This window comes from Aeribacillus composti, assembly GCF_031760945.1.
In the GTDB taxonomy this organism is placed as follows: Bacteria; Bacillota; Bacilli; order Bacillales; family Aeribacillaceae; genus Aeribacillus; species Aeribacillus composti.
This window is the reverse complement of record NZ_CP134501.1, coordinates 2,363,314-2,379,567: the sequence shown is the minus strand read 5'-3', so window position 1 is coordinate 2,379,567 and position 16,254 is coordinate 2,363,314. Positions and strand designations below refer to the sequence as shown.

The 16,254-nt window shown below is 38.5% G+C and carries 15 protein-coding genes and 1 other RNA gene; 12 read left to right on the top strand and 4 right to left on the bottom strand.

The window, feature by feature from the left end:
- Window positions 1–104: 104 nt before the first annotated feature.
- Both RI196_RS11490 and recU read right to left on the bottom strand, forming a co-directional pair.
- Window positions 105–2,729 carry a transglycosylase domain-containing protein gene (locus tag RI196_RS11490; RefSeq protein ID WP_311066263.1) on the bottom strand — a complete coding sequence of 875 codons (2,625 nt, stop codon included), beginning with the start codon at window positions 2,727–2,729 and terminating at the stop codon, window positions 105–107.
- Window positions 2,730–2,769: 40 nt separating this feature from the next.
- Window positions 2,770–3,366: a Holliday junction resolvase RecU gene (gene recU, locus RI196_RS11485; protein ID WP_144598150.1), complete on the bottom strand. Its 597-nt coding sequence runs from the start codon at window positions 3,364–3,366 to the stop codon at window positions 2,770–2,772.
- A gap of 106 nt (window positions 3,367–3,472) precedes the next feature.
- On the opposite strand from recU, the gene RI196_RS11480 reads away from it, so the two are divergent.
- The 3 genes from RI196_RS11480 to RI196_RS11470 all read left to right on the top strand — a co-directional run bounded on the left by RI196_RS11480 (window position 3,473) and on the right by RI196_RS11470 (window position 5,373).
- A complete protein-coding gene (locus RI196_RS11480) occupies window positions 3,473–4,417 on the top strand; it encodes a DUF2515 family protein (protein WP_311066262.1) in 945 nt (314 codons plus the stop codon).
- A 312-nt stretch (window positions 4,418–4,729) separates the two neighbouring features.
- The gene (locus RI196_RS11475) at window positions 4,730–4,957 is read left to right on the top strand and encodes a hypothetical protein (protein ID WP_311066261.1); all 228 of its coding nucleotides are present in this window, start codon (window positions 4,730–4,732) and stop codon (window positions 4,955–4,957) included.
- 50 nt (window positions 4,958–5,007) lie between these two features.
- On the top strand, window positions 5,008–5,373 hold the full coding sequence (locus RI196_RS11470; protein ID WP_311066260.1) for a YppE family protein: 366 nt from the start codon (window positions 5,008–5,010) through the stop codon (window positions 5,371–5,373).
- Between the two features lie 236 nt (window positions 5,374–5,609).
- Here RI196_RS11470 and yppF read toward each other — a convergent pair whose 3' ends face one another.
- Window positions 5,610–5,795, bottom strand: coding sequence for a YppF family protein (yppF, locus tag RI196_RS11465; RefSeq protein ID WP_063388541.1), 186 nt, complete (start codon window positions 5,793–5,795; stop codon window positions 5,610–5,612).
- Window positions 5,796–5,955: 160 nt separating this feature from the next.
- Between yppF and RI196_RS11460 the strand changes: the two genes are divergently transcribed.
- A complete protein-coding gene (locus RI196_RS11460; RefSeq protein ID WP_094246113.1) occupies window positions 5,956–6,270 on the top strand; it encodes a YppG family protein in 315 nt (104 codons plus the stop codon).
- Between the two features lie 738 nt (window positions 6,271–7,008).
- Here RI196_RS11460 and RI196_RS11455 read toward each other — a convergent pair.
- A complete protein-coding gene (locus tag RI196_RS11455) occupies window positions 7,009–7,476 on the bottom strand; it encodes an Hsp20 family protein (protein ID WP_063388539.1) in 468 nt (155 codons plus the stop codon).
- Window positions 7,477–7,622: 146 nt separating this feature from the next.
- Here RI196_RS11455 and RI196_RS11450 point away from each other — a divergent pair, with 146 nt between their 5' ends.
- The 8 genes from RI196_RS11450 to RI196_RS11415 all read left to right on the top strand — a co-directional run bounded on the left by RI196_RS11450 (window position 7,623) and on the right by RI196_RS11415 (window position 16,245).
- On the top strand, window positions 7,623–9,905 hold the full coding sequence (locus tag RI196_RS11450; RefSeq protein ID WP_311066259.1) for a DEAD/DEAH box helicase: 2,283 nt from the start codon (window positions 7,623–7,625) through the stop codon (window positions 9,903–9,905).
- Window positions 9,896–11,155 (top strand): ribonuclease H-like domain-containing protein, encoded by a 1,260-nt coding sequence (locus RI196_RS11445; protein ID WP_311066258.1) that lies wholly within the window; start codon window positions 9,896–9,898, stop codon window positions 11,153–11,155. Before RI196_RS11450 ends, RI196_RS11445 begins: the two co-directional genes overlap by 10 nt.
- 365 nt (window positions 11,156–11,520) lie before the next feature.
- Complete coding sequence (locus RI196_RS11440) at window positions 11,521–11,748, top strand: CotD family spore coat protein (protein WP_063388536.1); 228 nt, start codon at window positions 11,521–11,523, stop codon at window positions 11,746–11,748.
- A 187-nt stretch (window positions 11,749–11,935) separates the two neighbouring features.
- The gene (gene gpsB, locus RI196_RS11435; RefSeq protein ID WP_063388535.1) at window positions 11,936–12,235 is read left to right on the top strand and encodes a cell division regulator GpsB; all 300 of its coding nucleotides are present in this window, start codon (window positions 11,936–11,938) and stop codon (window positions 12,233–12,235) included.
- Between the two features lie 65 nt (window positions 12,236–12,300).
- Window positions 12,301–12,676, top strand: an RNA gene (gene rnpB / locus RI196_RS11430) — RNase P RNA component class B.
- A 76-nt stretch (window positions 12,677–12,752) separates the two neighbouring features.
- The gene (locus RI196_RS11425) at window positions 12,753–13,898 is read left to right on the top strand and encodes a THUMP domain-containing class I SAM-dependent RNA methyltransferase (RefSeq protein WP_311066257.1); all 1,146 of its coding nucleotides are present in this window, start codon (window positions 12,753–12,755) and stop codon (window positions 13,896–13,898) included.
- A gap of 58 nt (window positions 13,899–13,956) precedes the next feature.
- On the top strand, window positions 13,957–14,130 hold the full coding sequence (locus RI196_RS11420; RefSeq protein WP_157728005.1) for a hypothetical protein: 174 nt from the start codon (window positions 13,957–13,959) through the stop codon (window positions 14,128–14,130).
- Window positions 14,131–14,331: 201 nt separating this feature from the next.
- Window positions 14,332–16,245: an ATP-dependent DNA helicase gene (locus RI196_RS11415; protein WP_375338752.1), complete on the top strand. Its 1,914-nt coding sequence runs from the start codon at window positions 14,332–14,334 to the stop codon at window positions 16,243–16,245.
- Window positions 16,246–16,254: the final 9 nt, after the last annotated feature.

Below are 16,254 nucleotides of genomic sequence, written 5' to 3'. Positions count from 1 at the left end.
TTTTTCGAGCCCTCTCATTTTTTTATAACAAAAGCCAGTGGAGAAAAACGAGCTGTTTTTCTCCACTGGCTCCATTTAGGAACTTATCGGACAGTCCCTTATTTTCATTGCTGAACAGCAGGCGTTTCGGTTTGTGAACTTCCGTTTCCACCCGTTTGTGAACGATTGAAGTTATTGCCTGGATCTTGAGGAGGAGTAGGTCCGCCGCCTTGGTTGCCGTTTTGTGTACTGTCATTTGGCGTCTGCGGCTGTTCAGGATTCTCGTTTTGATTTTCCTCTTCATTTTGCCCGTTATTTTGTTCATTGTCATTTTCGTTCTCCAATTGATCCTCTTCATCTTGTCCTTCATTTTGTTCCTGTTCAGGCGGTGTTAATTCATCTGGTAATTCTTCTTGCTCCTCTTCCTCCACAGAAGGTATTTCGATCATTGCGCTTGCAGGATCGCTTCGCATGCTGTCCCTTACAGCTGTAACGCTGAATTTATATACAGAACCAGGTTTCACATTTGACAAGACATACGATTTGTCTTTTGTAGTCGTTAATACTTTGGAAGCAGCGTTATCGATCGAGGCGCTCACTTCAAATGAAACGTCCGATTCACTGTGATTCCAGCTAAGCTTCACTGCATTCGTTTTTTGATCATAATTGATGGATAGGCCTGACGGTTTGTCCAGCTTTTCATATTTCGTTGAAACTTTTGTCGGCTCTTCGCCTCTTACAAAATATTCGTACGTAATCATATTTTTTGGCGTATATTTGCTTGCAAGCTTCGCCGGATTAGATCCTTTTTCGATTGCCTTTTTCACCACGCTTTTCGGCTGTTTGAAATCGGATGAATCCCCGTCAGATACATGCCGCATTAGCTTTCTAAAGATGTCTCTGGCAATTTGTTGTTCCCTTTTTGTTATATACATTTTCTCTTCATTTTTCTCATATCCAGTCCAAACAGCAGCTGTGTATTTTGGTGTATAGCCGACAAACCAATTGTCTTTTGCTGCACCGCGCTCCGGATGATATTTTGCTTTTTCTTGCTCTGTAAAGTTCGTTGAACCCGTTTTGCCGGCAATATTTAAGCCAGGCACCCGAGCTCTTGTACCGGTTCCTCGTTCTACAACGGTTTTTAACATATCGGTGATCATAAATGCTGTGTAATCGCTCATTGCTTCGACCGGATCTGGTGTTAAATCAGCTTTTGTTCCATCAACAAAAACAACCTTTGTTACGGAATATGGTTCATTGTATATACCGTTGTTGCCAAAGGCGCTGTAAGCCCCCGCCAATTGAAGAGGGGATATGCCGTGTTCAAATCCGCCGATTGCATATGCTTCTGTAATTTTATCGATTTTAATTCCCAATTTCTCGGCAAATGCTTTTGCCCTCGATTCACCAACCTCTTGAAACGCCTTTAATGCTGGGATGTTTCTTGAATCAGCCAATGCTTCTCTGATTGACATCTGCCCTTTATAGCTGCGGTCATAGTTGTTTATTGGATTTCCGTTTGAATACGTGTACGGCTCATCAACGATTTGGTGATACGTTGACCATTTTAAATGCTCAATGGCAGGGCCGTAATCTAAAATAGGCTTAATGGTTGAACCAGGCTGCCGTTTTAAATCGACAGCATAGTTAAATCCGCCAATCGGTTGGTTTCTCCCGCCGCCGATGGCGCGTATTTCACCTGTTGTCGTGTCGATTAGAGCAATTCCAGCCTGAAAATATTTGCTCGGATAACTGATTTCATCGCCGTTCAATAATTGTTCAACATATTCTTGAGCATCTGTATCGATTGTTGTATAGATTTTTAATCCTGCTGAGCTCGGATCAACGCCAAGCTTTTTTCTTACTTCTTCAATCGCATGTTCAATAAAGGCATGATATTTGTTTTGCTGCTGTTTTGGTTCTACTAATGATTCTGTGATGGATGTTTGTTTAGCTTTTGCCGCTTCCTCTTCACTGATAAATCCGTTTTTAACCATTAAATTTAAGACAACATTGCGGCGCTTTTCCGCCAGATCGGGATTTTTTCTAGGGTTGTATAGATCAGGATTTTTAATCATCCCAGCCAGCATTGCCGCTTCAGACAGCGTGATGTCTTTAAGATCCTTCCCGAAGAAAGCTTCCGTAGCTCTTGCGACGCCGTAATAGTTGCCGGGATAATAAATTCTGTTTAAATACATTTCAAGTATTTCATCTTTTGAATATTTTTGCTCCACTTGCAAGGCAAGCCATGCTTCTTGAGCTTTTCTTTTTACTGTTTTGTCAAGAGATAAAAAGGAAAGCTTGACAAGCTGCTGCGTAATTGTACTTGCACCTTCAGAACCGAATCCTTCTTTAAAGTTGGCAATTACAGCGCCTCCAATACGAATTGGATCGATTCCGTTATGTTTATAAAATCGAACATCTTCCGTAGCAATAAACGCATCTTTTACAACTTGCGGAATTTCATCGATTTTCACATATGTCCGTTTTTCCGAACCGACTTCACCTATTTCATTTCCGTCCTTGTCATATACTTTTGATGACATATTTCCTTTTAAAAGATCATCATTTAGAGGAGGTGCTGTTGCTGCAAAATAAGCAAATGTCGATGTTCCTCCAATGATGCCTACGAGCCCTAACAAAAGAATGAAAAACACAATTTTTCTTGCGATTCCTTTTTTCTTCGGCTTTTTTTTCTTACTTGCTAAAGCTTTTCGTCTTTCTTCCCTCGATTTATATTGTTGACTCATTATAAATCCAACCTTTCATTTAGAATGAAAAGGGCAGTAGCTAAAAATATAACTTGTCTATTATACTAATATAATCAACTCTTGGGCAATAGCCAAGGGGGATATGGTGACCACATTCTACAATTTCTTGATGCGAAATCGATTTTCTTCCCCCGTTTTTCTGTCTTTTCCAAAAATGCATCAATTTTTCAGCCTCTAAGAAGTATATTTGATTTAGTTTAGTGAATCGTATAATTAGAAAACATATTCCGTTTTGTTCGAGCACAGCTTTCATATGCTCGATTTGATGATCATGAATATTTTTTAGTGGAAAAGAGCTGTTTTTTGTCTCTTTTGCTTCAAAGTCAATATATTTGCCTTTATAAACTCCGTTGTAGTCGGTTGTTGAAGCCTGTTTAAAATAAGCTTCTTTAATGACTGCTGCGCTCCGTTTCGGATAATCAACCGAAACGATTTGGATCGGAGTCGGTTTTTTATGGATGACAGCTATTCCATTTTCCCTGTAATAAAGATTTGTCTCATTTAAGTCGTCCTCGAGGGTCATCCCTCTATTTGAATATTGTATTTCAACTGGGACTGGATTCGCTACATTTTGTTTAGCTTTCCACAACTTTCCGTTAGGATAACGAATAGCCAAGCGATCTCCTCCTTTTTCCTACTATTTATATCTTAACAAAAAATGTTAACCTTTTTTCGATGAAATGACTTCATTATACATGATTTAAGTTGAAAGAGGGAATACTATGTCACTACATGATATAATATTACAAACAAAATTAAAAACAGATGACGGAAATGTTGATAATATTTCACGGACGGAACGATATGCAAAGTTTTATAAAAAACATCCGGAAGTAAAATGGGCGTTGCTGGCAAGCATGGTCTCCAGAAACGCCGGCTGGTTTATGACAGATTTAGAAGGTATTCCCCTCAAACAGGCTTTGCCTTATGAAAAACGGCAATGGCTCTTTTTATCAGTTGAAACCGCAAACTGGCTCATTTTTGCTGATGCTTATCCACAGCTTTTACTATATGAATATTCCAAGCGTTACAACAAACCGATGTTTTATTTGCTCGAAGCTTTTCATGTATCTGCCTTTATGATGGAGGAGTGGGAACGCTTTTTCCGCACAAAAGATGAGAAAAGGCTTTTAACCTCCCTTATTATTAATGAGCAGCATGTTATTCAAAAACCGGTTATTGATCATCCATTATTTAAAAAATTTGTCTTTCACAGCTTGCCGTTTATTTTTCAAGATCTATTTCATTTTCGCGTTATACTGTTTCCGACGATAACAGGAAAATTGTACGGATTTTCCACCCATCAATTCAGCCATGTCAAAAAACGGATTGAATTGGGAAAAAGGCTGGCATGGCTTTTATTTCATCCTCTTTACCATGGACAGTTTCTAAAATTTTCAAATCGTGTAATACATACAGGATCACGGTATGATTATGAAAAATATATGAAAAAAACAACAAAAAGAAAATCCCCATATTTAAGGACGGCTTTTCCGATAATCTCACACGAAATAGACGAAAAAGAAAGAGAATGGTTTCATGGGCAGCGGCTCGGTAAGTATTATAAAGATCCGGAGATTCCGAAACGAATTGAATTAACTGACTGGTATGAGAAAAAACAGTCCCAGCTACATTTATTATGCATGATGAAGCAATACTTAAAATAATGGTCAGGCAATGAGCCTGACCATTTTTAAGTAGAGGGTCTGTTTGGACCTTCAAGCTTTTTGTCTCCAACTCCTCGCTTTTTTTCTTTTTGACTATCATTTTGAATGGTTTTTTTATCGTTTTTCATTATAACACCTCCCTTGTTTATTTTGTCTAACCTGAAAAAATACATGCGCACAATGAAGCGGATTTTTGAATGCTGCAGGGAATTTACACTTTTTTTGCCGAATCACAACTAGTTTTGTCAAACAGGCAGGACTCATATTTAGGAAGAAGAATTTTTTAGCAAAAATAAGAAAAGAGGGATGCTGATGAGTTCGTTTATAGAAAAGCAAGAGGCATTAAAAAAATTGCAGGAAATCGAAAAACAAATTGATCTTTTAGAGCAGCAATTGACGCAAAATATAGATAAAGAAATTCAGCGGACAAAACAAGCCGTTTCAAACTTTATAGAAAATGGAGAAGAAAAGATGAATGAATTTGAGAAAATGTTTCCAGAAAGGAAATTCGTGCGGAGCTTGAGAAAAAAGGTAGTATAAAATTTGGTAAAACAAAAAAAATTTGCTATGATGAATCTGAGGTGAGAACCTTGGATGAAGAACAAGTCCGGAAAATCACGGAGCAATTGCTTCAAGTGATTCAAAAAAGTGCTCAACGTTTCGAGAGAACCAAGAAGGAAGGACTGGAATACGATTTTTTTGCCGAAATTAAACCGAGTGTTGACAAGATTTTGCCAATATTGAATGAATGGGAAATTGTTGCGAAAAAATGGATCAATAAGTACCATCCTAGATACCTGCATTCGCAACAAATTGATACGGCGAAAGAGCATATTGAAAACATTGTGATCCAATCTTTTTTTCAAGATACAAGCAAGGTGAGATTTAAAAATATAAAAGAATCTGCTGAATACACATTAAGAAGCATGATCCGTGAAATGGAAAAAAATGAATGAAAATGGGGAAGCGGAGAAGCGAGCAGTTTCTCCGCTTTATTATGTGTGAATATATAGACACAATCTATCGGGATTTACGCAAAACCTTACTTCGTTTGGAGAAATCTTGGGGTTAAAAGATTCTATCTAAAAAATATCCTTTCTTTTTGTCAATCTATGTTATTGAACTGCCGTAAACGGGACTATTCGTAAGCGGCAAAAAGAGGCCGGAGAAAATTCCCCCGCCTCTGCTTGATTTAAAGGATGTATTCAGGTGTAACGGCTCCTTGCTGTTCTAGCGTTTTGACAATATTTCGAAAGTCTTTAATGCTGATGTTTTCATAAAGATACAATCTGCGAGCAAAGTCCAGCAATTCATTTGCACATTCTGCTTCATATTGCTTCTCCATTTTAAATCTTTCCCTCAATGTTTGAACCGTCATAAAACATCCCCCCCCTAACACTTATATTAATATGTTACCATCTCTTTTGTAATTATCAATTTCAAAAAAAATAAAAACTTCCGACACTATTTGACATCTCACCCTTTAAAAGGCAAAAACATATTTTATGATTAGTTAAGTTTTTATTGGAGGGATCAAAATGTATCATGATCATGCTTATGATTGGTTAAGACCTGTTTCTTACGATCAATATTTCATGATGAATCAACATGTTGTTCCTTATTTCCAATCTCCATATTATCAGCCTTTTATGAATCCGTATCCTCAGCCTTATCCAAGCACGTTGCCTATGATGATGCCAAAAGGGTCAAATCCTTCATTGCTTTCTTCATTTAAAAAAGCGGACGGACAGATGGATTTTAACAAAATGATCGATACAGCAGGACAAGTTGTTCAAACGATGAATCAAATGAGCTCCCTTTTAAAAGGAGTCACGCAAATTTTTAAAGCTTGATGCTGAATAATGAGCTTTGAAACGATGTAAGGGGCTAGGGATGCCGTTCGCCGCAAGTCAAGGCTGTTCATACTTTGTTGGATATACGAAAAAATACTTTTTTACCAAAACAATCTATTTTTGCAAAAAGAATATTTCCAATCGGAACAACAGGCTGATGACATGATTGCCCGGGGAATGATGAGTACCGATCACAAAACAGACAATTACAGGATGCAATAGGAAAAATGGGACTGCCCGATAAGTCCCTAAAAGGAAGCAAGTAGAGAAAAACAACGCGTTTCTCTCCACTTGCTTTTATATTTTTCGATTTTTATCTGAAAGTAGCGGTGGATGCCGGCTATTTCAGGAAGTGTGAGCTAATGAGAAAACAATACCTTATCTTGCATCGTCTCCACCATTTCGTCTACGACACGTGCCACGTGATGTTCTGGTATGAGCAATTTAATATCCAAAATTACTTGAACTTGACGGTTGTCATATAGTTTGAAAGTAGGAGGGAATGTTAATTTCTTTTGTTAGGAGTATTTTCTTCTTTTACATCTAGTGAAAGTGCTGTTTCCGTAGTAATCATTTGATTGGTTCATAAAAAAATCGTCCTTTCTGTGATGTTGGGTCCCAACTACATTTTATTTAGAAAGGACGATTTTTTTGTGCTTTTTTTAAAAGTGGAAAAATGAGGGACTCCAAAAGTCCGTTACCCTGACTTTTTGGACAACCTCTTTGCTTAGAAGCATATTAGTCAATATTTATTTTTGTTTTTTTGGAAGGGATCACAATTTTCAGCTTTTCATTTTGAAACGATGCTTTAATACGTTGCACATCTAAGTAAGCTGGCAAATAAAAGGATTTCGCAAATTTGCCATGAGACTTGAACATTTGCGTCATCTGTTTTTCATCATTTGTTTGTTCAATATGTTGATCTTGATGAATGGAAATCGTTAATACATGATCATACGATTCGATGCGTATTTGCTCTTTTTTCACTCCTGGAAGCTTTCCCTCTAACACCCATTCTTGATCGGTTTCATGAGTGTCAAAATGAAAAAAAGGAAGGGACATTGCGGTATCAAACAAATCATGAAACGGTTTTAATAGCGATTGAATGTAGGCAGGATCGAAAAATTGTGAAAACCTGCCTGGAAGCGGATCTAGTTGGGAAAACACGGGCAAAAATTCATCATGTTCCTTTTTGTCTTTTTTCATCTTGCTCTCTCACTCCCTTTCTTTTTTTCACATTTATATGCAAAAGAGTTTCGAAAAGTTTATACGAAAGTTCCAATGAAAACATGCTTTATTTACGAACGTTTATTCGTTAGAATAGATGTAGTGAATTTGAGGAGGAATGGGTCATGCTTGGGCGGAAACCTTTTGAAAAAGTCATCCATGATTTTAGACATGACGAGCGTTTTCGGGATCAGATTGTATATTGGCACACAATACCTGAAAAAGAAGCAATCACAGTTCCTTTTCCAGAAGATATGGATAACCGATTGAAGGAAATGTTGAAGAAAAAAGGAATTGAACAATTATACAGTCATCAAAAAGAAGCGTTTGAATTAGCGTTAAATCATCACAACATTGTCGCTGTAACCCCGACAGCGTCGGGAAAAACGTTGTGCTACAATTTGCCTGTTTTAAACGCAATATTAAAAAACAATAACACGAGAGCATTATATCTTTTTCCGACAAAGGCGCTAGCTCAGGATCAAAAAAGCGAACTGAATGAATGGATTGAAGGAATAAAAACGGAGATAAATTGCTATACATACGATGGAGATACTTCTCCAACGATCCGTCAAAAGATTCGAAAAGCTGGTCATATTGTTATGACAAATCCTGATATGCTACATTCAGGCATTTTGCCGCATCATACGAAATGGGTGTCGCTTTTTGAAAACTTAAAATATGTCGTCATCGATGAATTGCATACATATCGCGGAGTGTTTGGAAGCCATGTTGCGAATGTAATTAGAAGGCTGAAGAGAATTTGCCGATTTTACGGAAGCGACGTTCAATTTATATGTACGTCGGCAACGATTGCAAATCCGTTGGAATTTGCTGAAACATTGATTGGAGAGAAAGCGGTTCTTATTGATCGAAACGGAGCCCCAAGAAGCAAAAAACATTTCATCTTTTACAATCCGCCTGTTGTTAACAAGCCTCTCAATATCCGCAGAAGCGCCATGCTTGATGTAAAAGAGATTGCGAAAGAATTTTTAAAAAACGACATTCAAACGATTGTGTTTGCTAGAAGCCGGACAAGGGTTGAAATTATTTTAACGTATCTTCAAGAGATGACGAAAAAGGAATTGGGATCGAAAACGATACGCGGATATCGCGGAGGTTATTTGCCGAAGCAGCGAAGGGAAATTGAAAAAGGCCTTAGAGAGGGAAAAATTAAAGGTGTCGTCAGCACCAATGCTTTGGAGCTAGGGGTTGATATCGGTCAGCTGCAGGTTTGCATTATGACAGGATACCCCGGGTCGATTGCCAGCGCGTGGCAGCAATCAGGCCGGGCGGGCAGAAGGGAAGAGGAAGCAGCGATTATTCTCGTCGGAGGATCGAGTCCATTAGATCAATATATTTTAAAGCATCCAGAATATTTGTTTGAAAAAAATCCGGAAAGTGCGATCATTCATCCAGATAACTTAATCATTCTCGTAGATCATATAAAATGTGCGGCGTTTGAGCTTCCATTTCAGTCAGGTGAAACGTTAGACGGGGTGGAGGTTGACGATATACTTGATTTTCTGAAAGAGGAAGGCGTTCTTTACGAAAACGGAGGCAGATGGTATTGGATGAGCGATTCGTTTCCTGCACATGGGATCAGCTTGCGTTCTGCTTCTCAAGAAAATGTCGTAATTATTGACACTACAAATGGCGCAAATGTCATCGGGGAAATGGACCGATTCAGCGCCATGACGATGCTTCATGAAGAAGCGATCTATTTGCATGAAGGAAGGCAATTTCAGGTTGAAAAGCTCGATTGGGAAGAAAAAAAAGCATATGTTACTGAAGTCAATGTTGACTATTTTACGGATGCGAACCTAGCTGTTCAATTGAAGGTGCTTGAGGTGGATCAGGAAAAGGAAAGCAAGAGCATGGAGATTGGATTTGGTGATGTCATGGTGCTTGCCCAACCGACGATATTTAAAAAAATCAAATTTGGCACACATGAGAACATTGGTTCTGGTCCTATTCATCTGCCGGAGGAAGAGCTTCATACAACAGGTGCTTGGATTAGCTTTAAAAATGACGTTTTTTCTGTTTTATCGGAAGAACAAATGGAAAAAGCTTTAGTCGGCATCAGCCATGCTTTAAAATATGTGAGTGCTCTTGCAGCAATGTGCGATCCAAACGATCTTGACGTTGTATTTCAAGTGAAATCCATTCACAACGGAAAACCGACCATCTATTTGTATGACCGATATCCAGGCGGAGTTGGGCTTGCGAAGAAAGTATTTGATGAGTTTGAAAGCTTGCTTGAAAGAACGGAAGAAATGGTGACAAACTGTAAATGCGATGATGGCTGTCCTTCCTGCATCGGTCTTGATGGAGAATCGAGCGGAAGAAAGGAGGCGACGCTTCGGCTGCTTCAATATATAAAGAAAGGACAGATTTTATGTCCATAAAACAAAAATTAAACAGATTAAAAAATCATATCGTTCATGAAGACGTATTGAAAAAGGAACAGGATATAGAGATTCCATACTTAAAACGCTGGGAAAGCGTTGGAGTCAAGCCGTTTTTCTTTGATGGCCAATATATTCTCATCCGTGAAGTAGAATATCCGCTCAATTATCGCCATGGATTGTATGAATTGAGCGAAGTAATTGATGTTGTAGAATACTGGAATGACAATGAAATGGAGCATCCGCTATCAGCAAAAGGGCATAAACCTTATGAACTTTTCTTTTTCGATACGGAAACGACTGGTTTAAAGGGCGGAGCAGGCAATATGATCTTTTTACTTGGATTTGCGCGAATATTATTCGATAAAGTGGTGATCAAACAGCTTTTTTTGCCTGCTCCTGGCCATGAGGTTGCTTTATATCAGCGGTTTTTAAGTGAAGTAAATATAAAAACATTAGTCACATACAATGGAAAAGCATTTGATTGGCCTCAGGTGAAAACGAGGCATACTCTCATTCGCAATATGGTGCCGCAATTGCCTGAGTACGGCCATTTTGATTTATATCATGCAGCTAGACGTCTCTGGAAAAATAGATTAGAGTCGGTAAAATTATCAAATGTTGAAAAAGATATTTTGCAAGTGAACCGAAAGGAAGATACTCCCGGCTATTTAGCGCCGATCCTTTACCATCATTTTTTGAAAGACCCAAATCCTGATAGTGTGATCGGAATTTTTCAGCATAATGAGATGGATATTCTCTCCTTAATTTCACTTTATATTCATTTGTCAAAAAAGCTTTTGTTTCCCGATGACAACCATGATGATAAAGAACTGTTTGAAATGGCAAGATGGTTTCAAGCTCAAGGAAATGAAAAGCTTGCTTATTTTTCATATGCGAAAATAAACGAGCAGTCAAACAGCCTTCACCTCAAGGCGAAATTTGAAATGGCAATGCTGGCAAAACGAAACGGACGTTTGGATGAGGCAGTGAAACTATGGAGCGAAATTAAAAAACATGGACAAGGCTTTTTGAAAATAAAAGCTTTAGTCGAACTGGCCAAATTTTATGAGCATCATGAAAAAAATATTGATGCTGCATATATGGACACAAACGAAGCGATTCAAATTTTGAAACAGCTGGAAAGAATGGGAGTATCCAATCATTCAACACAAAAAGAAGAGCTGCTGAAAAGAAAATGGAGGCTGGAAAAGAAAAAAAATAAGTTGGAAGATTTGGGAGAAAGATGAAACAATTACTCGATCACAACCGTCTAAATATAAGGATTTGTTAAAAGGAATAGATGCCGGCGGTAACATATTTTGGTATTATATACGAGAAAAAACGGCATCGCCTATTAGATGCTTTTTCTGTCAAATATAAAAAATTAAAGAGAAAGATTGACTAGCAAGACCTTCCATCGAACAAGAAGGTCTTTCTCTTTCAAAAATTTTAATATAGTGCCTTAATCAATCGGTTATGAAGGAAAAGCCTATACAGGATAAATATCGCGCCTGCTTTTTTTTTGAAAATAGGTATTTGAATTAGTACATGTACACTTTTATATTCATAGGCTAGTATTGTAAAAATAATAAATAGGAAGGAGTTATATAATATGAAATGCAGACCGAACGTTCTTCAGCCGATTGTTCATCCGACGAAATGCTGCGTCAATCATACACATTCAACAACAATCGTTCCTCATATCCATCCAATTCATACAACAAATGTTAATCATCAAATGTATCAACATTTGCATTATTTCCCGCATACTCAATCTGCGGTAAATAACGTGTCACATCAACATTTTCAGTGCATGGGACCTGGTCCGTTTCCGAGATAATCTTTGAGAAGGGGCTGAGTAACCAGCTCCTTCCGTTTATAATCATTATTTTTAAACCTCTGAAGGCTTCATTTTTTCCTATAATAGGATGGAGACATGTTATTACCATAAAGAATAAATTGACATTAATCAGGAAGTTTGAAAAAATATAGCCTAGGAGGACTTCTGACGATTGAGGTGAACCGAGTTGATTTCAGATAAAATTAGATTAACGGCGAAAGAAATTTTGGAAAAAGAGTTTAAAACTTCGATGCGCGGTTATAAACAAGAAGAAGTTGATAAATTTTTAGATATTATCATTAAAGATTACGAAACGTTTTACCAGGAGATTGAACAGTTGCGGCAGGAAAATATGCGGCTGAAAAAGCAGCTCGAAGAAGCATCGAAAAAACAACCGACGATGCAGGCGAATACAACGAACTTTGACATTTTGAAGCGTTTATCGAATTTAGAAAAACATGTATTTGGAAGCAAATTATATGAGTAATGTTCATGGATGCCACTTGAATTTTTTATTCATTTTCACTATACTACATAATGCGGTTTAGCATAACGTTCGGGTAATCGCTGCAACGGATCATCCGTTGTAGAGGAAAGTCCATGCTCGCACGGTGCTGAGATGCCCGTAGTGTTCGTGCCTAGCGAAACCATAAGCTAGGGCAGCCTTTTCGGCTGACGGCGGGGAACGTGCCTAAGCTATTGATTAGTATGGCACTATTACCCTGAAAGTGCCACAGTGACGTAGTCTTGCGAGAAATCGCAAGAGTGGAACGCGGTAAACCCCACGAGCGAGAAACCCAAATGATGGTAGGGGCACCTTCTCTGAGGAAATGAACGAGGAGAAGGACAGAAGGGCTAAAACCCTTCTGTAGATAGATGATTACCACCCATGTACAAGCTGCATGGGGACAAAACATGGCTTACAGAACGTTATGGAATAAACCGCAATTTTTCATGCTCTCCATTTGGAGAGCTTTTATTTTCTTAAAAAGATAGGTGAAAAAATGAGCAAACGGTTTACATTGATTGCAACAGCTGCAATGGGAATTGAAGCGATTGTTGCATCAGAAGTGCGCAATTTAGGATATACATGCAAAGTGGAAAACGGAAAAGTAACGTTTGAAGGCGATGAACTGGCGATTTGCCGAGCGAATTTATGGCTTAGAACGGCTGATCGAGTGAAACTAAAAGTGGCTGAATTTCCGGCGACGACATTTGAAGAACTGTTTGAAAAAACGAACGCCATTGATTGGGCGGAATTTTTGCCTGAAAACGCTCAATTTCCTGTCATCGGAAAATCGGTGAAATCAAAACTGGCAAGCGTTTCTGACTGCCAGAAAATTGTAAAAAAAGCAATAGTTGAAAAATTGAAGCAGCAGTACCGAAAAACGACCGATTGGTTAGAAGAGACAGGGGCGGTTTACAAGATTGAGATCTCTTTACATAAAGACATTGCTACACTGACCATTGATACGAGCGGAGACGGCCTCCATAAACGAGGATACCGCGCTCGAAAAGGAAATGCCCCTTTAAAAGAAACGCTCGCTGCTGCACTTATTTTGCTAACGAATTGGACTCCTGACAGACCTTTCTTTGATCCATTTTGTGGTTCAGGTACGATTCCGATTGAAGCGGCGTTAATTGGGCAAAATATCGCGCCCGGCTTCAATAGAGATTTTATTTCAGAGCAATGGGACTGGATCGGCAAGGATGTATGGAGAAGGGCAAGAGAAGAAGCAGAGGATTTAGCTAAATATGATATTCGCCTCGACTGCATCGGGACGGACATTGATCATAAAATGATTGAGATTTCAAAAGAAAATGCCATGGAGGCCGGGCTTTCGGATGTCATTACTTTTAAACAAATGCAAGTTAAAGATTTACGTACAGTGAAGGAATTTGGGGTAATAGTCGGGAATCCACCGTATGGTGAGCGACTCGGAGAACGAGAAGAAGTGGAGCAATTATATAAGGAAATGGGGAAAACATTCTCGCTGTTAGATACTTGGTCGATTTACATTTTGACTAGCAATAAAAGCTTTGAACAGTTTTACGGAAAAAAGGCGACAAAAAAACGGAAACTTTTTAACGGGTTTATCGAAACGCACTATTATCAGTATTGGGGACATAAACCGCCCAAAAAAGCATAAATAATACCAGCCCTGCATAAATTAAAATGGATAAAATTTATACGGGGTTGGTTGATTTATGACAAAGGAAGAATATGCGATTATTTCTCGCGCATTAAAAAATACGTATACTGCGTTGGTAGAAAGAGGTTCAACAGAAAAAGCGCTCAGTCAAATCTTTGAAGCGGAAGGGCAATTGAAAAAGGCTATTTTTCACGGATCTCTTTCCGTTCGAGAAAAACGGCTTCCCTGAAAATGGGAAGTTTTTTCTGTTTTTAAAATGATTTCGTTTCATCCAAGTCAATCGCTTATGCTTCAAACCTTACCGCTCGTTTCCTGCATAAGCGAGGTTGACATGATTCTAATTGAATCGCGCGCTGCCAGAAAAGATATTGACGTTATGCGTAATAAGTGAAATAATTTTACTCTATGAATAATCACGGAGGTTGGAGTCATGATGTTTCAAGGTTTACCTTTCCCGCTGACAAAAAATGAAAGCTTTTATGAAGCGTTAAACAAATGGATCGGTGATGTTCTGTATGATATTTTGCCTGAAAAAGGCTTTGAATTGCGCGACGAACAAATTTTTATGGCTTTCCAGCTTGACAGAGCTTTTAAAGAAAAGAAAGTTATGTTTGCTGAAGCGGGAGTAGGGACAGGAAAAACGATTGTTTATTTGCTTTATGCGATTGCATATGCGCGATATACCGGAAGACCTGCCGTCATTGCCTGTGCGGACGAAGCTTTAATTGAACAGCTTGTCAAAAAACAAGGGGATATAAAAAAGCTTGAAGAAGCTCTAGGTCTAAAAGTGGATGTGCGATTGGCAAAATCGATGAACCAATATTTATGTTTGGACAAGCTTGAGGATTTGCTTGGAATGGACGATGATGAGGACTTTTTTGATCTTTATGAATCTCTCCCTGAATTCGTGCATGATCAGAGCGGATTGCAATCTTACTATCATTATGGAGACCGGAAGCAATACCCGCTTTTTTCCGATGAAAAATGGGAAAAAATCAGCTGGGATCCTTTTAAAAACTGTTTGTCATGCAGCAAAAGACATCGGTGCGGCTTAATTCTTTCCCGCGATTTTTATCGGAAGGCGAAGGATTTAATCGTTTGCTCCCATGATTTTTATATGGAGCATATTTGGACGAAAGAATCCCGGAAACGTGAAGGACAGCTCCCGCTTCTCCCAGAGCACAGCTGCGTCGTGTTTGATGAAGGCCATTTATTAGAATTTGCGGCTCAAAAGGCACTTACGTATCAAGTGAAAAAAGAAACGTTAGCAGCATATTTAGAAAAAATTTTAAAGAACAACATTCGTGAACAACTTGCTGAAATGGTCGAAGAAGCGCTTTTAGCGAACGATCATTTTTTTCATATGCTGTTTAAAAGTGCACATCAAAAGGAAGGCTCCAATCGGATGACAATCACGAGAACAGACGATTTGTTAGAAGCGGCCGGAAATTTGTACGAACGATTGAATCAGCTGTCTGAAGCTTTAGTTTTTGAAAGTGAGCTATATACCATTGATGAATATAGCTTAAAGATTGTGGAAGAATACCTTGATCAAATGGAATTTTCTTTTCGCTTGTTTTTACAATTTGACAACACAATTACCTGGCTTGAACAAAACGTCGCGTCATCTTCTTTTGTGATCATGCCGCAAAGGATAGAAGATATTTTAAAAGAAAAAGTGTTTTCTCATAAAATACCTTATATCTTTTCATCAGCCACTTTATCGGATCAAAACGGATCGTTTGCTTATTTAGCGAATAGCCTTGGTATAAAAGATTATCTATCATTCTCCGTTTCCTCTCCTTTTGACTATGAAAAAAATATGAAAGTGTTTGTAAAAAAAGGTACGAGCGAGGAAAAATTGAACTGGACGGAATCTGTCATAAAATCAAACAAAGGGCGCACGTTAATTTTATGCAGAACGAAAGAGGAGCTGCTTTTCTTAAAAAAATATTTACCAAGCTTTTGGCATTCATGTTTATTTGAAGGAGATTATGAAATCAGCGAATTAGTGGCATCTTTTGAAAGAGATCCGGAAACCGTTTTATGCGCTGTGCATTTATGGGAGGGGCTTGACGTTCCAGGACCGTCGCTTGAACATGTGATCATTTGGTCGCTGCCATTCCCGCCGGATGATCCTGTATTTGATGCGAAACGAAAATCCGCAACAAATCCTTTCTATGAAGTGGATCTTCCGTATATGATACTGCGCCTGAAGCAAGGGGTTGGACGCCTCCTTCGCACGAAAGATGACCATGGTACTGTAACGATTTTTATCAGCAAAGATGAGGGAGAAAATATTGTTTCGGAGGTCGTAAAAGCGTTGCCGGTCAAACCGAGCTGAAATATATTT

Bases quoted from the DNA above. Each gene is read 5' to 3' on its own strand.
- RI196_RS11490 (WP_311066263.1), bottom strand. From the start codon at position 2,729: ATGAGTCAACAATATAAATCGAGGGAAGAAAGACGAAAAGCTTTAGCA.
- RI196_RS11480 (WP_311066262.1), top strand. From the start codon at position 3,473: ATGTCACTACATGATATAATATTACAAACAAAATTAAAAACAGATGAC.
- RI196_RS11475 (WP_311066261.1), top strand. From the start codon at position 4,730: ATGAGTTCGTTTATAGAAAAGCAAGAGGCATTAAAAAAATTGCAGGAA.
- yppF (WP_063388541.1), bottom strand. From the start codon at position 5,795: ATGACGGTTCAAACATTGAGGGAAAGATTTAAAATGGAGAAGCAATAT.
- RI196_RS11460 (WP_094246113.1), top strand. From the start codon at position 5,956: ATGTATCATGATCATGCTTATGATTGGTTAAGACCTGTTTCTTACGAT.
- RI196_RS11455 (WP_063388539.1), bottom strand. From the start codon at position 7,476: ATGAAAAAAGACAAAAAGGAACATGATGAATTTTTGCCCGTGTTTTCC.
- RI196_RS11450 (WP_311066259.1), top strand. From the start codon at position 7,623: ATGCTTGGGCGGAAACCTTTTGAAAAAGTCATCCATGATTTTAGACAT.
- RI196_RS11445 (WP_311066258.1), top strand. From the start codon at position 9,896: ATGTCCATAAAACAAAAATTAAACAGATTAAAAAATCATATCGTTCAT.
- RI196_RS11440 (WP_063388536.1), top strand. From the start codon at position 11,521: ATGAAATGCAGACCGAACGTTCTTCAGCCGATTGTTCATCCGACGAAA.
- RI196_RS11425 (WP_311066257.1), top strand. From the start codon at position 12,753: ATGAGCAAACGGTTTACATTGATTGCAACAGCTGCAATGGGAATTGAA.
- RI196_RS11420 (WP_157728005.1), top strand. From the start codon at position 13,957: ATGACAAAGGAAGAATATGCGATTATTTCTCGCGCATTAAAAAATACG.
- RI196_RS11415 (WP_375338752.1), top strand. From the start codon at position 14,332: ATGATGTTTCAAGGTTTACCTTTCCCGCTGACAAAAAATGAAAGCTTT.